Genomic DNA, 13,866 nt, shown 5'->3' with positions numbered 1-13,866 from the left:
CGCGCGTTTCAGCGCTCCAGGAAGGCGTCCATGATCGCGGTCGGCTTGCCGCCGCGGTCAAAGGCGCCCATCGGATAGCCCTTCCAGTCGTAAGCCTCGGGCTCCCAATAAAACACGCCGCGTGCCATGCCGCCATCGACGGCGCGCGCCTTGGCGATCAGGTCGGCGATGACCGCCTTGCCGTCCGGGTGGTCCCAGGGCACGCCGACCTCGGACAGGATCACCGGTTTGCCGTAGCGGTGCACCATGTCGTTGAGGTTGGCGAGGCAGGCGGCCGTGGCGCTTTGCCACGTGTGGTTCTTTGCGGTCGTCGGGTAGGACGACGCGCCGATCATGTCGAAGCGCGCGCCGTGCGCCTTCAGGCCGTCGAAGTTCCAGCGGAACGTCGCGTTGTCGTGGCAGTTGTCGACGTGGACGATCACGATCGCGTCCGGGAACACCTGCTTGACGGCGCCATAGCCGCTGTCGACGAAGCGCGCGTAGTTGTCCATGTGTTTTGTTGCGTCGCCCTCGGGCCACAGCAGGCCGGTGCGGGTCTCGTTGCCGACCTGGACCCAGGTCGGCGTGACGCCCGCGTCGCGCAGGGCGGTCAGCACGGACCGCGTGTGCGCCGCGACGGCGTCGGCCAGTTGCGGCACGGTGTACCCGGCCCAGGCCTTCGGTTTCGTCTGCTGCTGCGGGTCGGCCCAGGAATCGCTGTAATGGAAATCGATCATGACGCGCATGCCGGCGGCCTGGGCGCGCTTCGCTTTCGCGACGACGTCCGCCGTGTCGTTCCAGCCATCCTCCGGGTTCACCCACGCGCGCAGGCGGATGGCGTCCATGCCCTGTTCCTTGAGGATGGCGAACAGGTCTGCGGTCTTGCCGTCGCGGTTGCGGAATACCCGGCCGGCCGCCTCCATTTCGCTGACCCAGCCGACGTCGGCGCCCTTGGCGAAGTTCACGTCGGCGGCGTGTGCGAAGGGAATCCCCAGCACAAGTCCGAACGCAAATGCGGCCGCGAGGGCGGAAAAGGTGTGCTTCATCGGTCTCCGTGGTCGTTATCGTTATTATCAATCTGGCAGCAAACCGGGATTCTAGGCAGGAAATGCCATGCGCACCCCATCCATTTTTCGCGTCACCTATGAAATATTCGTATGGCGGCAATGTTTCCCTTGAAACATCCGGTATTCTTTTGATAAGGAGAAAGGAACGCAGGTCATCAGCGCTCTCGAACTATACTGGTCCCGTACCCGTCGATTCGGGCGGGGTTCCGGCTGACGCCGGTCGGCGTCGCCTTATTGGAATCAGGAGGTCGAGATGAGCAAAGCAACATGTATCCTGCGCGGCGTCGCGCTGGCGTGCGCGCTGTGCGCGGCCGGCTCGCCCGCGATGGCGGCAAAAGATCCGGCGCGGTGGACGCAGGGCGACAAGACGAAAGCCCAGCGCATGGCCACGCTGAAGAAGGAAATCAACGCGGCGTACGCCGAGCAGCAGACGGCATGCAAGAAGAAGTCGTCCGCCAAACGAGCTTCCTGCCTCAAGGAAGCGCGCATGGTCTACCAGCGCGACATGGCCAGCGCGCCGCAACTGCTGGCCCAGGCGCCGCGCGGCGAGGTGACGGAGCGCGTCGTTTCCACGACGACGGCCCCGGCCACGCCTGACCAGTCGTCCGGCAGCACCGCCTACGGCAGCTCCAGCATGGGCGCGACCGGTTCCGGCGCCGACACCGTCAACGGCAAGGACGACGCGATCGCGCCGAGCTCCGGCCAGACGGGCGGCCTGCCGCCGCCGCGCGTGGACCCGTCGGACAACCGGGCGCCCGACCAGCCGCCGCAAGGCAGCACGGTGCCGGTCCAGCAGCAGCAACAGTAAGGGCTGTCTCGCGCCGCGGGGCGCCGAATGGTAAACTGCCGCCTTTTGCCGCAGAGGACCACGATGGCGCTTCGCGACCGCGCGCTGGAATTATTGATCGAGACGGATGCCGCCGCCAAGACGGCGGGCGTGGCCGCGCTGGCCGACGCCTGTCGCGCCGGGGCGGTGCGGCTCGACAGCGCCGCCGTGCTCAGCGCGGGCGACGCGGCCATTCCGGGCCGTCCCGCGCGGCCGGAACTCGTGCCGCCGCGCCTCGTCGGCCGCCGCTCGATGGCGACGGACGAAGGCCGCGCGATGCTCGTCCACGCGCTGGCCCACATCGAGTTCAATGCCGTCAACCTCGCGCTGGATGCGATCTGGCGCTTCCCGGGCATGCCGGACGCCTACTACACGGACTGGCTGCGCGTCGCGGCCGAGGAAGCCCACCATTTCACGCTGCTGGCGGCGCATTTGCGCACGCTCGGATGGGCCTATGGCGATTTCCCCGGCCACGACAGCCTGTGGGAGATGGTCGCGAAGACGAGCGGCGACGTCCTCGCGCGCATGGCCCTCGTGCCGCGCACGATGGAAGCGCGCGGCCTCGATGCCATCCCGCCGCTGCGCGCGAAGCTGGCGCAGGCCGGCGACGACGCGGCCGCCCGCATCCTCGACGTGCTGCTGCGCGACGAGGTGGGCCACGTGGAAATCGGCAACCGCTGGTTTTTTTATCTCTGCGCCCAGCGCGGCCTGGAACCGGTCGCCACCTACGATGCGCTGACGGTACAGTACAAGGCGCCCGTGCTGAAGGGCCCCTTCAACGTGGAGGCGCGGCGCCAGGCCGGTTTCACCGAAGTGGAACTGGCTCGTCTCGCGGATGCCTGACACCATGGACACGCAGGGGTTCCTGCTGACGCGCCACTGGCGCGATACGGACGCCGGCGTCGAAGTCGAGTTCTGGCTCGCGACGCCGGACGGACCACGGCGCGTGCGTCTCGGGCCGCAGCCGGCCGTCGCGTTCGTCCCGGCGGAGCAGGGCGACACGGTGCGCCTGCTGCTCGCACGCGAACGGGGCGCGGAACTGCGCGAGCTGTCGCTGTGCGACTTCCGCCACCGTCCCGTGCTGGGCCTGTACTGCACGCAGTACCGCCACCTCCTGCGCCTGGAAAAGCGCCTGCGCGAGCACGGCATCGACGTCTATGAAGCCGATATCCGTCCGCCCGAACGCTACCTGATGGAGCGCTTCATCATGGCGCCCGTCACGTTCACGGGCACGCCCGACCCGCACGATCCGCAGCTCCTCGTGGACGCGCGCCTGACGCCGGCGCAGGACTACCGCCCCGTGCTGTCGACCGTCTCGCTGGACATCGAGACGACGATGCAGGGCGAGCTGCGTTCGATCGCGCTCGAGGGCTGCGGCCAGCGCCAGGTCTACATGCTTGGCCCGGCGAACGGCGATGCGTCCGGGCTCGATTTCGACTACGAGGTCGTGGCCACGCGGCGCGACCTGCTCGACCGGCTGGAAGACTGGATCCGGCGGTTCGATCCGGACGCGATCATCGGCTGGAACCTCGTCCAGTTCGACCTGCGCGTGCTGCAGCAGCACGCGCAGCAGATGCAGCGCCCGCTGCGCCTCGGCCGCGACGGCAGCGCGATCGAATGGCGCGAACACGGCGGCCGGCAGGAGCATTACTTCGCCGGCATCGCCGGGCGCCTCGTTATCGACGGCATCGAGGCGCTGCGCGGGGCGACGTGGAGCTTCCCGTCGTTCTCGCTGGAGCACGTGGCGCAAAGCCTGCTGGGCGAGGGCAAGGCGATCGACAACCCGTACGACCGCATGGCGGAAATCGACCGCATGTTCGCCGAGGACAAGCCGGCGCTCGCGACATACAACCTGCAGGACTGCGTGCTCGTCACGCGCATCTTCGCGAAATCGGACCTGATGACCTTCCTGCTGGAGCGCGCCAGCGTGACGGGCATGGCGGCCGACCGCAGCGGCGGTTCCGTCGCCGCGTTCGAGCACGCGTACATCCCGCTGATGCACCGGCTGGGCCGCGTGGCGCCGAACATCGGCGACGTGCCGGGCGCGGACAGTCCCGGCGGGTTCGTGATGGATTCGCGCTCCGGGCTGTACGACTCGGTGCTGGTGCTGGACTATAAAAGCCTGTACCCGTCGATCATCCGCACGTTCCTGATCGATCCGGTCGGCCTCGTCGCGGGCCTCGAGGAGCCGGAAGCGGACACGGTGCCGGGCTTCCGCGGCGCGCGCTTCTCGCGCACGCAGCACTGCCTGCCCGGCATCGTCACGCGCGTGTGGCAGGGCCGCGATGCCGCCAAGCGCGAACGCAACGCGCCGCTGTCGCAGGCTTTAAAGATCATCATGAACTCGATGTACGGGGTGCTTGGCACGACGGCGTGCCGGTTCTTCGACTCGCGCCTGGCGTCGTCGATCACGATGCGCGGCCACGAGATCATGCACCGCACCCGTGAACTGATCGAGGCGCAGGGCTACCAGGTGATCTACGGCGACACGGATTCGACGTTCGTGTGGCTCGGGCGCGCGCATGCGGACGACGCCGCGGAACGCATCGGCCGCGCGCTCGTGGACCATGTGAACGCATGGTGGCGCGATTATCTGCACAACGAACTGCGCCTGGAAAGCGCGCTCGAACTCGAATACGAGACGCACTTCCGCCGGTTCCTGATGCCCACCGTGCGCGGCTCGGACGAGGGCAGCAAGAAACGCTACGCGGGCCTCGTGCGCCGCAAGGACGGCAGCGACGACCTCGTGTTCAAGGGCCTGGAGACGGTCCGCACGGACTGGACGCCGCTCGCGCAGGCGTTCCAGCAGGAGCTCTACGGGCGCGTGTTCCGCGGCGAGCCGTACGAGGACTACGTGCGCGACTACGTGGCGCGAACCCTCCGGGGCGACCTGGACGGGCAGCTCGTGTACCGCAAGCGCCTGCGCCGCCCGCTGGTGGAGTATGAGCGCAACGTGCCGCCGCACGTGCGCGCGGCGCGCGCCGCGGCCGAATTCCACGTGCGCCAGGGCCGGCCCGCGCAATACCGCAACGGCGGCTGGATCCGCTACGTGATGACGACGGCGGGACCGGAACCGCTGGAGACGCTGGACACGAGCCGCACGCCCATCGACTACGAACACTACCTGACGAAGCAGCTGGAACCCATCGCGGACGGCATCCTGCCGTTTTTGGACGACAGTTTCACGAGGCTTACCAGTCCGCAGGGCGCGCTGTTCTGATCAACCGCCGGCGCGCTTCGGCCGGTGGCCGAGCGTCGTCAGTTCTTCCATGATGCGGTCGCAGTGGTCGCCCTGGACCTCGATCACGCCGTCCTTCACGGTGCCGCCCGAACCGCACGCGGTGCGCAGCTGCTTGCCCAGCGCGGCGAGGGCGGCGGCATCGAGCGCCAGTCCCTTGACGAGCGTGACGGCCTTGCCGCCGCGGCCCTTCGTCTGGCGCGCGACGCGCACGTTGCCGTCGCCGACGAGTGCCGGGCCGGTCTTGCAGGTGCACGCCGCGACCGGCTGCCGGCAGCCGGGGCACATGCGGCCGCTCTCGGTGGAATAGACGAGGCCTCCGTTCGAATGCTTCATGGTGTGTCGTGAGTGATGGCTATTCCCGTGAGTTTACCAGCCCGGTCCGCTCGGCGTCTCCCATCCCGGTCGTGCACTTCTGTAAATACGATGTTACTATCCGGCGCGGGGTTCAACGAAAACAACAGGGGGTGGTCATGCATCATGCCGGCATGTTCGATGCGGTCTTTCTCGCGATGTTCTGTGCCTGTTTCGCCATCCGCGCGCCGCTCGAAATCAGGCACAGGAACACCAGGGCCGTCGAATCGCGCGAAGGGGTGTTCGAGAAGTTTTGCCTGCTGCTCGTGTTCACGGGCTCGACGACGCTGCCGTTCCTGTACCTCTTCACGCCATGGTTCGATTTCGCCGACTACGTGGTACGGCCCATCGTCGGCGGCCCCGGCGCCGCGCTTGCGGTGCTGGGCGTCTTCCTGTTCTGGAAATCGCACCGCGACCTGGGCCGGCAGTTCTCGCCGACGCTCCAGGTCAAGGAAGCGCACCACCTGGTCTCCGAAGGCATCTACAGCCGCATACGGCATCCGATGTACACGGCCCTGTTCCTCATCGCCACCGCGCAACTGCTGCTGATCGGGAACGCCGTCGTGGGGCCGGCGTTCCTGCTCGCATTCAGCATCCTGTATGCCTCGCGCATCGAGCACGAGGAAGACATGATGCTGGAGCATTTCGGCCAAGCCTATGCCGACTACAAGGCGCGTACCAAGCGCCTGCTGCCGTCCGTCAGGCAATAAGGTCAGGGCCCCGGATTCGGGTCGTCCGGCAACGATGGAATCGCGCGCAGGTATTCGTAGATGGCGTACAGGTCCCGCGTCGTCATCTTGCCGACGGCCGGCCACGGCATCACCTGCAGGATCTGGCCGGCCGGGTCGTGCGGATTGTGGCCCGTGCGCAGTGTCTTCACGAATTCCTCGCGCGTGAGGCCGGCCGGGCGGCCCGCGTTGTCCGGCGTGAGGTTCGGTGCCGTGAAGGGGCCGAACTGGCGCCCGCCGGACATGTATTGCTCGGCATTCACGCGCTCGGGCTGGCCCTGGAACGGATCGCCGCCGGGCGAATACGTCGGGTGCGTATGGCAGTCGATGCAGCCCGTCGTGTTGACGATATAGCTGCCCTGCCACACGAGGTTCCTCTGCTTGCCCTTCAGGTTCAGGATCACGCCGGGCGGCACGATTTCGCGGCCGCGCATGGCGCGGCTGTTGGTGTCGCTCAATGCGGTGGCGGCGTCCATGTCGCTGTCCGGGAACGGGCCGGGTGCGGCGGCGTACGGTGCCGCGCTGGCGGCGGCGAGGGCGAATGCAAGGCAGGTGCGGTGGGCTGCGTTCATGCTGTGTCTCCCAGGGTCGGTGGCTGAAGACGAATCAAGTCAGTATAGGCGTCAATACGCAACCCGCCAGCGCGGCCTTCCTGTCCATTCTGATAGGGTCCGGTGAGAATGCGTGCACTTTGGCGTTGGCGGCCGTGGCACCATCACGGCTCGACATCGGGAGACGTGCATGACGACATCATCCAGGCCATGGATCCAGCTTGCCGCCGCCATCGCGCTCGGCGTGAAGGCCACGGCACGGCGCGTGCCATACTGACGCCACCATGCACCTGTACCGCGAATTCCCGCCGCATCCCGCGCTGGCCGGCCACGTAGCCTGCCTGTGGACGAGCCACGCCGTCCCGGACGGTGCGCCCGTGCGCACGCGCGTGCTGCCCGACAATTGCATCGACATCCTGTGGCAAGATTCCTGGCCGCTCGGCAAGGTGGCGGGCATGATGTCGCGTCCGCACCATGTCGAGATGCGTGATCCGGTGCTGACGGTGGCCGTGCGCTTCCTGCCCGGCGCCGCGCGTGCCTTCGTCGACGTCCCGCTGTCCGAATTGCAGGACGGCCATCCAGCCCTGGCCGACCTGTGGCCGCGTGCCGACGCGGAAGCGCTGGCGGCCGACTTGTGGGAGCGCGAGCGCACGACGGCACAGCGCCTTGCCATCATCGAACAGGCGTTACTCGCGCGCCTGCGCACGCGCGGACCGGCGCGGGCGGATGCGCTCGCGCGGGCAGCCGTCCTGCGGATCGAGGCAAGCGGCGGGGCCGTGCGTATCGACACGCTGGCGGATGGCCTGGGCGTCACGCGCCAGCACCTCGCCACGCTGTTCCGCGAACGCGTGGGCCTGCATGCGAAGACCTTCGCCATGGTGTGCCGCTTCCGCCGCGCGCACGCGACGCTGCGCGGCCGGGACGCCGGCGTGGACTGGGCGCGCCTCGCGGTCGATTGCGGCTACTACGACCAGTCGCATCTCATCCACGCGTTCCGCCAGTTCGCCGACGCCACCCCGGACTCCTTCCTGCATGGCGCGCCATGATCGTCATTGCCGCCCCATCGAATCTCGGACTCCGCCCCCTCCGCCCCGGCCACGAACCCGGCACATGGCGCGCACCCGCCGCCTTGATCGAAGCCGGCCTGCTGGACGCCGTGGGCGGCGGCGCGCCCATCGTCATGCCACGGCCGTCCTGGAAGCCGGGGCCCGATCCCGGCACGCGGCTGCGCAACGGCTTCGCGATGCGTGACTTCAACCTGGCCCTGGCCGACCACGTGGCGGCGGCCGGTGCGCGCGGCGAATTCGCGTTGGTCGTCGGCGGCGACTGCTCGATCCTGCTGGGGGCACTGGCCGGCGCGCGGCGCCGCGGGCCGCTGGCGCTCGTCCACGTGGATGGCCACAGCGATTTCCGCCACCCGGGCAACTACGATCCGGACAGCATGCCGGGTGCCGTCGCGGGCATGGACCTCGCGCTGGCCACGGGCCGCGGCGAGGCGCTGATGACCGACTGGCCCGGCGTGGAGTCGCCCCTGGTGCGGGATCGCGACGTCGTTCAGATCGGCGAGCGGGACGGGCGGCGTCCCGACTTCGCCTGGGCGGACGTGAACGACACCGGCTTCGAACGCATCGACGTGTTCACGGCGAACGAGATCGGGCCGCAGGCCGTGCTGGATCGCACGCGGCAACGCCTGGACAAGCGCTTCTGGATTCACCTGGACGTCGACGTGCTCGACGAAGCCGTGATGCCCGCGGTCGACAGCCCGGGCGCGCCGGGCATCGCGCCGGACGATCTCGTGGCGATCCTGTCCGGCCTCCTGTCCGACGCACGCTGCATCGGCATGACCGTCACCGTGTTCGATCCCGAGCTCGATCCGGACGGACGCCATGCCCGCACGCTCGTCGGGCTGCTGGGCAGGCTGCCGTTCGGGCGCTGACCCGACGCCGGAATTGGAGCGCCTAACAAAACCGCCTAGTTGTTCTACAGGTAACAGCCGGGTACACTGAGCCGTGCCGACCGTCGGCTATCGGCCAAGAGCGGCCGTTGAACAGGAATGCTAAGTGAAGAATATTCAAGTTTTTGATGGGGCCGACAACGCGGTCTATGACATTTTCGCTGCGACTGACGAGGAGTTTGGACTCATCTTTCCGAATGGCACAGATGTAGCATTTATCGATGAGGTCTACCAGGCGCAGCCGCCCCAAGCTTTAGATGCCGCTTTCACCGAGATTTGGAAGCGTCGTGTGCCAAAGCCCCAAGCGATGGGCATTCATGGAATTCTCTTCTACGAGTGCGAACACAAGAAGGTCTACTATCCCACCCGTCGCGATGAGGAAGCAGTGAATCCAAACGGCTCAAGACTACGATAGCGAATGTCCGCTTTGGGTCGACAGGTTGCTGTACACTGAACGGCCGAGTACGACCAGGAGCAGACGTAGGCGCCTCCCAAGACAACCAGACCTCGGACTCATTGGAGTATTTATATGGCCCAAGCCCAACCTTTGCTCTGCGCGGCTGCCAACGTGGAAGTCCCGGCCTACCTTGTCCTCAACCAGAAGGATTACACCGTTACCGCACCGGGAAATGACGGCTGGTACGCCGAGAAAGACGGCTTGCGTTTTCAGGCCGAAAGCTTGATAGAGCTGCTTGGACTTGTCTGCATGTATGAGGCCCGTGGTACCAACTGGGCTGCAACGGACCAAGAAATTGATGACTTCTTGGAAAAATACGATCACTAATCTCCTGGGTCCGCATCGGGTCGATAGCCGACTTACACGGCCGTAGTTCTGCAGCGAAGATCGCGGCCGTGTTCCCAGACGGACTGATGCCATGGTCCAAGCACTTCTCCCCGAAGACCTTTGGTCGCTCGCAGCAGCGCATCTCCCGATTCACAGCAGATCGCCGAAGGGCGGATGGCAACGTATCAACGATCGCGCGACCCTAACCGGGATACCGTGGGAATAGGTGCCACGCGAACCCGGCTGCGGCAGTGGCATGGCTTGTTGGCGCCGGCTCCACGAGTGGACGAAAGCTGGCGTTTGGCAGGGTGTTCACGAGGTAGTCCTCCGACGGCTGCGCGAGCACGATCGTCGGCGGCAGGTCGCTCACCGAGCAAGGCAAGAGCAGCTTCTACTTCGACATCAAGATCACCGACGAGACGAATACGAAGGACGACAAGGCGCGGCACATACGGGAAGCGTTCGACGGCATCGCCGGCATCCTGTGCAACCTGTACGCGTTAAGCTGCATCCACGTGCGGGACGTCCGCGCCGCTTCCTACGGCTACGGCGCGCATACCCAGGAATACCGATATCACTGCGGATAACGCCTGCCGGGATCATTCCGATTCGACGAACGCCTTGAGCCGCGCCAGGGCGACGTCCCACTCACGGCCGATGACTTCCAGCGTGCGCCTGGCGGCGTCCAGCTGCGCCGTGTCCAGCGTCCATCTCCGCTCCCGTCCGACCTTGACGTCGTGGACGATGCCGGCCTGGGCGAGGACCTGCATATGCTTGGTCACACCCTGCCGGCTGATGTGCGTGCTGGCGGTCAGCTGCGCGATCGAGAGGGCTCCGCCCGCGCAAAGCGTCGCGACGAGCGTCAACCGCGTGGCGTCTCCCAGCGCCGCGAACACGTTCGCCAGCGCCGGACCGGCATCGACCAGGTCGCGCAGCGCGGTGTCAGGCCGCGACATGGCGGACGATGTTCGTCAGCTGCGCATCCCAGCCGGCGCCGTTCATGCGGAACGCTTCCAGCCGACGGTGTGGCGGGACGTTGTCGAATCCCGATTCCACGATCGTCAGCAGGGTGCGGTTGTTTCCGGCGTCGGCGAGCGTGAACGTCACGAGCGTCGGCTGTTCCGCGCTGTAGTCGACGGCAGGATCGATGGCGTAGGGATGCCAATGGAAGGACAGCAGTTCGAGCGGCTGCATACGGTCGATGACCACGTCGAAATGGAGGTGTTCGTGGCCCGGGTAGGTGATGTGCCCGCGTGCACGCTGGCCCGGCGCGAACGTCTGGCCCTTCAGGTCGGCGCCGAACCAGTTGCCGAAGGCCTCGGCGTCGGCCAGCGCGTTCCACACTTTTGCGCGCGGCGCGTCGATGACGATGCTGCGTTCGATGCGGTCGGTATCGGATGCGTGCTCCATGATGGCTCTCCTTGGCGTGTTTTAATATGCAACCAGATGGTTGCTTATCGCGCAGTGTAGGACAGGCAGCGCGAATACGCAACTCACGGAAGATGAAGCGCGGCGTACCAGTCCGCGTACGGCGTGTTGCCGACGAGCCGCCGGTTGTAATCGGGCGCGCCGTCCGTCCACCACGCGGGGCCGCGCTCGCTGAGGGCGCGCTACGCCGCGTCGACGTCATCGCGCGCATGCCGCTCCGCCTGCGCGTCTCCCTCCTTCTTCGCGGCGCCGACCGCGCGCCGCGCGCGCATCAGGCGGTCGACGAGTGCCTGCCGCGTGGCCGGATCGAGGTCCGGATTGCTCATGCGCCAGAGGCGGCCCGCGACGACGAAATAGCGGCCGTCGGGCGTCACGGGGTGTCGGGTGGGCATCGCAATATCTCGTAACACTTGTGAGGATGGGTCTTAACGCCATTTTACAGACGAGCGCCTTATCCTTTTCGCACCATCCCGGACATGAAAGGAGCCCCCTATGCGCGACCATCCCCCGGCCGGCCGCCTGGCCGACGAACTGGCAACCGCCGACGTCAGGTTCACGATCACCGATGGCCAGGTCACCGGCCTCGAACACGTGATCGGCAGCCGGACCATCGTAGCCAGCCTGCCCGCCGACGCGACGTTCAGCGTCGGCACCGGCACCGTCACGGAGACGCTGACCCGCGGCGCGGCCACGGCGACGCTGACCTGGTCGGTGGACGCGGCCGACGCCGCCCTGTATCACCTGACGCAGGAAGTGCGCAGCTTCGACACGACCGCCGCGAACACGCCGACCTACGGTTTCTCGGTGGCCGAGGGCGCCGTGACGGGCATGACCCAGACGTTCGGCACGTCGGGATGGACCCACGACGTGGCTGTCGGCGACCTGGCCGCGAGCGTGTTCACGGTCGCCGGCAGCGCCGTCACGGAAACGGCCATCCGCGGCAATACGCTGGAGACGCTGACGTACACGACGACGAACGGTACGACGTACAAGCTCGCGTCGGAAACGCTGACCGTGGTGCCGGTGGGGACGGCGGCGACGGCGCTGGACGTCGAGCCATACGAACGCATGCGCTTCACGTTCGACGGCGTGACGGTCACGGGGGCCCGGGCGGTCAAGCCGGACGGCACGACGGTCGACGTCCACCTGGGATCCACCGTCACGTACGCGCAGGCGGCCGCGGGCTATGTCGTGGAGACGATCACCCGCGGCAATCACGCCTACTACGAGGTTTTTCATGATGGGAACGGCGACGGCATCTACACGGCCGTCGCGCACGGCCAGGGCACGACGGTCGATCTCGTCGGCCTGCAGGCGCAGATCACGCCGCAGATCGACGCCTTGCTCTGATCCGCTTTCCATTTTTCCAATCCACGGCCGCGCGCATCGGGCATCATGACGCCTTTACGACAGGAGACACCATGATCAAAGGATTGCGCACCGTGACCTATCCCGTGGCCGACCTCGGCCGCGCCAAAGCCTGGTTCGCCGACGTGTTCGGCGTCCAGCCTTATTTCGACCAGCCGTTCTACGTCGGTTTCGCCATCGGCGGGTTCGAGCTTGGGCTCGTCCCGGACGGCACGCCGGGCACCACGGGGTCGACGACGTTCTGGGGCGTGGACGACATCGCGGGCGAGGTCGAGCGCATCGTCGGCCTCGGCGCCACCGTCCACGCGGCGATCCAGGAGGTGGGCGAGGGCATCAAGGTCGCGGAATTGCAGGACCCGTTCGGCAATGTCCTCGGCCTCATCGAGAGTCCGCTGTTCGACCCCGCCGCCGTGCGCTGATTACATGCCGGCCGGCGGCTCGACCGGGATCGGGTTGCGCAGCGACAGGTTGATCGCGTTCCAGCCCCGGATGACGGCGATCGTATAGCCCAGTTCCGCGATCTCGCCCTCGCTGAAATGTTCGCGCAGTGCGGGCCAGGCAGCGTCCGTGTCGTCGCGGTGGGGCAGGGCGTTGACGGCGTCGGCCCAGGCCAGCGCGGCCCGTTCGCGTTCGCTGAAGAACGGCGATTCGCGCCAGGCGGCCACGCTGTTCAGGTGGCGCGGGTCGGCCCCCTGCTTGATCAGGTCGCGCCAGTGCATGTCGACGCAAACGCCGCAGCCGTTCTGCTGCGAGACGCGCAGGTTGACGAGTTCCACGAGGCGCGGGCCCAGCGCTCCCTGCTTGACGGTCTGGGACAGGTTGATCATGGCCTTCAGCGCGGACGGGGCCAGGGTGAACAGGTTGATGCGGGCAGCGTGCGACATGATGGTTCCTTTCGTTGGCGGGGCTGCGACATGCAGCCCTCTCACCATTAGACGGAACGGCTCCCGGCTTTGTGACAGGTAGCGCGAATTATTTCAAACCGTATCGCGCGCGCGAGCTGCGTGCCCGTTCGTGCGGGGCGAACGGGCTGCTCGCGCGGTCCAGCAGGGCGCGCGCCCAGGCCAGCCGTTCCAGCTCATCCGCGTCGAGTACCCGGCCGTCATCGGTCAGCGCCCGGATGACGTGGATCGCCAGCTCCTTCGCCGCGATGTCCTCGGGCAGGCCGGAGCGCGTGCACAGGCCGTATGTGCCCGCGATGAAGTGCTGCCATTCGCTGCGCAGGTGCTCGTCCGTCGCTTCCAGGTCGAACAGGGGCAGGGCGTACAGCGCCGCCCGGTAGCGCGCCGCGAACAGCCTGTACGGATCCTGGGCGCCATCCAGCAGCACATGGAGCCACTCGACATAGCCTTTGGCAAACCAGTCGAGCGCGTGGTCTTCCGCGTGGTCGCCGAAGTACGACGTGCAATCGATGCGGACCCGAAGCCGGTACGACGGCGCGGGCATCGTACCCGCGGCCGTGAACGCATCCAGGCGGGCACCGTCGGTGGCGCAGGCCGCGAGCAGCTGCCCGCGGGTGAGGAAATGGGTGTGCAGGTAGTCGATGAGTTCCATGCGCCCATGCTAGCGGGAGCCGGTGCGCGACGCTT

General features: G+C 67.1%; 18 protein-coding genes and 1 pseudogene. 11 read left to right on the top strand and 8 right to left on the bottom strand.

Annotation, left to right across the window (positions count from 1 at the left end; translation table 11 throughout):
* Positions 1 to 8: 8 nt before the first annotated feature.
* Complete coding sequence (locus ACEN98_RS32515) at positions 9 to 1,025, bottom strand: arabinogalactan endo-beta-1,4-galactanase (RefSeq protein WP_413388958.1); 1,017 nt, start codon at positions 1,023 to 1,025, stop codon at positions 9 to 11.
* Between the two features lie 274 nt (positions 1,026 to 1,299).
* On the opposite strand from ACEN98_RS32515, the gene ACEN98_RS32510 reads away from it, so the two are divergent.
* From ACEN98_RS32510 to ACEN98_RS32500, 3 genes are all read left to right on the top strand, one after another.
* Positions 1,300 to 1,854, top strand: a complete 555-nt coding sequence (locus tag ACEN98_RS32510) for a hypothetical protein (RefSeq protein ID WP_413388957.1) — start codon at positions 1,300 to 1,302, stop codon at positions 1,852 to 1,854.
* Between the two features lie 63 nt (positions 1,855 to 1,917).
* Positions 1,918 to 2,715, top strand: a complete 798-nt coding sequence (locus tag ACEN98_RS32505; RefSeq protein ID WP_413388956.1) for a ferritin-like domain-containing protein — start codon at positions 1,918 to 1,920, stop codon at positions 2,713 to 2,715.
* Positions 2,708 to 5,092, top strand: coding sequence for a DNA polymerase II (locus ACEN98_RS32500; protein WP_413388955.1), 2,385 nt, complete (start codon positions 2,708 to 2,710; stop codon positions 5,090 to 5,092). Before ACEN98_RS32505 ends, ACEN98_RS32500 begins: the two co-directional genes overlap by 8 nt.
* Here the strand turns inward: ACEN98_RS32500 and ACEN98_RS32495 are convergent, their stop codons facing one another.
* A complete protein-coding gene (locus tag ACEN98_RS32495; RefSeq protein ID WP_413388954.1) occupies positions 5,093 to 5,446 on the bottom strand; it encodes a translation initiation factor Sui1 in 354 nt (117 codons plus the stop codon). It lies immediately after the preceding gene.
* Between the two features lie 137 nt (positions 5,447 to 5,583).
* Here ACEN98_RS32495 and ACEN98_RS32490 point away from each other — a divergent pair, with 137 nt between their 5' ends.
* The gene (locus tag ACEN98_RS32490) at positions 5,584 to 6,174 is read left to right on the top strand and encodes a protein-S-isoprenylcysteine O-methyltransferase (RefSeq protein WP_413388953.1); all 591 of its coding nucleotides are present in this window, start codon (positions 5,584 to 5,586) and stop codon (positions 6,172 to 6,174) included.
* A gap of 2 nt (positions 6,175 to 6,176) precedes the next feature.
* On the opposite strand, the gene ACEN98_RS32485 is transcribed toward ACEN98_RS32490, so the two are convergent.
* On the bottom strand, positions 6,177 to 6,764 hold the full coding sequence (locus ACEN98_RS32485) for a hypothetical protein (protein ID WP_413388952.1): 588 nt from the start codon (positions 6,762 to 6,764) through the stop codon (positions 6,177 to 6,179).
* Positions 6,765 to 7,027: 263 nt separating this feature from the next.
* On the opposite strand from ACEN98_RS32485, the gene ACEN98_RS32480 reads away from it, so the two are divergent.
* From ACEN98_RS32480 to ACEN98_RS32460, 5 genes and pseudogenes are all read left to right on the top strand, one after another.
* On the top strand, positions 7,028 to 7,789 hold the full coding sequence (locus tag ACEN98_RS32480) for a DUF6597 domain-containing transcriptional factor (RefSeq protein WP_413388951.1): 762 nt from the start codon (positions 7,028 to 7,030) through the stop codon (positions 7,787 to 7,789).
* Positions 7,786 to 8,679 carry an arginase family protein gene (locus ACEN98_RS32475; protein WP_413388950.1) on the top strand — a complete coding sequence of 298 codons (894 nt, stop codon included), beginning with the start codon at positions 7,786 to 7,788 and terminating at the stop codon, positions 8,677 to 8,679. The genes ACEN98_RS32480 and ACEN98_RS32475 overlap by 4 nt, the downstream gene beginning before the upstream one ends.
* A 124-nt stretch (positions 8,680 to 8,803) precedes the next feature.
* Positions 8,804 to 9,112 carry a hypothetical protein gene (locus tag ACEN98_RS32470; protein WP_413388949.1) on the top strand — a complete coding sequence of 103 codons (309 nt, stop codon included), beginning with the start codon at positions 8,804 to 8,806 and terminating at the stop codon, positions 9,110 to 9,112.
* Between the two features lie 114 nt (positions 9,113 to 9,226).
* Positions 9,227 to 9,481 carry a hypothetical protein gene (locus ACEN98_RS32465; RefSeq protein ID WP_413388948.1) on the top strand — a complete coding sequence of 85 codons (255 nt, stop codon included), beginning with the start codon at positions 9,227 to 9,229 and terminating at the stop codon, positions 9,479 to 9,481.
* A gap of 347 nt (positions 9,482 to 9,828) precedes the next feature.
* A pseudogene (locus ACEN98_RS32460) lies at positions 9,829 to 10,068 on the top strand (4-oxalocrotonate tautomerase); the annotation flags it as partial.
* 12 nt (positions 10,069 to 10,080) lie between these two features.
* Here ACEN98_RS32460 and ACEN98_RS32455 read toward each other — a convergent pair.
* The 3 genes from ACEN98_RS32455 to ACEN98_RS32445 all read right to left on the bottom strand — a co-directional run bounded on the left by ACEN98_RS32455 (position 10,081) and on the right by ACEN98_RS32445 (position 11,301).
* On the bottom strand, positions 10,081 to 10,437 hold the full coding sequence (locus ACEN98_RS32455) for an ArsR/SmtB family transcription factor (protein WP_413388947.1): 357 nt from the start codon (positions 10,435 to 10,437) through the stop codon (positions 10,081 to 10,083).
* The gene (locus ACEN98_RS32450; RefSeq protein ID WP_413388946.1) at positions 10,424 to 10,891 is read right to left on the bottom strand and encodes an SRPBCC family protein; all 468 of its coding nucleotides are present in this window, start codon (positions 10,889 to 10,891) and stop codon (positions 10,424 to 10,426) included. The genes ACEN98_RS32455 and ACEN98_RS32450 overlap by 14 nt, the downstream gene beginning before the upstream one ends.
* A 200-nt stretch (positions 10,892 to 11,091) precedes the next feature.
* Positions 11,092 to 11,301 (bottom strand): hypothetical protein, encoded by a 210-nt coding sequence (locus ACEN98_RS32445; protein WP_413388945.1) that lies wholly within the window; start codon positions 11,299 to 11,301, stop codon positions 11,092 to 11,094.
* Between the two features lie 100 nt (positions 11,302 to 11,401).
* Between ACEN98_RS32445 and ACEN98_RS32440 the strand changes: the two genes are divergently transcribed.
* Positions 11,402 to 12,259, top strand: coding sequence for a hypothetical protein (locus ACEN98_RS32440; RefSeq protein ID WP_413388944.1), 858 nt, complete (start codon positions 11,402 to 11,404; stop codon positions 12,257 to 12,259).
* Between the two features lie 71 nt (positions 12,260 to 12,330).
* Complete coding sequence (locus tag ACEN98_RS32435) at positions 12,331 to 12,696, top strand: VOC family protein (protein WP_413388943.1); 366 nt, start codon at positions 12,331 to 12,333, stop codon at positions 12,694 to 12,696.
* Here ACEN98_RS32435 and ACEN98_RS32430 read toward each other — a convergent pair whose 3' ends face one another.
* Together ACEN98_RS32430 and ACEN98_RS32425 are read right to left on the bottom strand one after the other, a co-directional pair.
* Positions 12,697 to 13,161 carry a carboxymuconolactone decarboxylase family protein gene (locus ACEN98_RS32430; protein WP_413388942.1) on the bottom strand — a complete coding sequence of 155 codons (465 nt, stop codon included), beginning with the start codon at positions 13,159 to 13,161 and terminating at the stop codon, positions 12,697 to 12,699.
* Positions 13,162 to 13,249: 88 nt separating this feature from the next.
* The gene (locus ACEN98_RS32425; protein ID WP_413388941.1) at positions 13,250 to 13,831 is read right to left on the bottom strand and encodes a DUF6058 family natural product biosynthesis protein; all 582 of its coding nucleotides are present in this window, start codon (positions 13,829 to 13,831) and stop codon (positions 13,250 to 13,252) included.
* Positions 13,832 to 13,866 lie beyond the last annotated feature (35 nt).

Source organism: Massilia sp. CT11-137, assembly GCF_047302885.1.
In the GTDB taxonomy this organism is placed as follows: domain Bacteria; phylum Pseudomonadota; class Gammaproteobacteria; order Burkholderiales; family Burkholderiaceae_D; genus Telluria; species Telluria orientalis.
The sequence above is the reverse complement of the archived record's forward strand: the minus strand, read 5'-3'. Positions and strand labels throughout refer to the sequence as shown.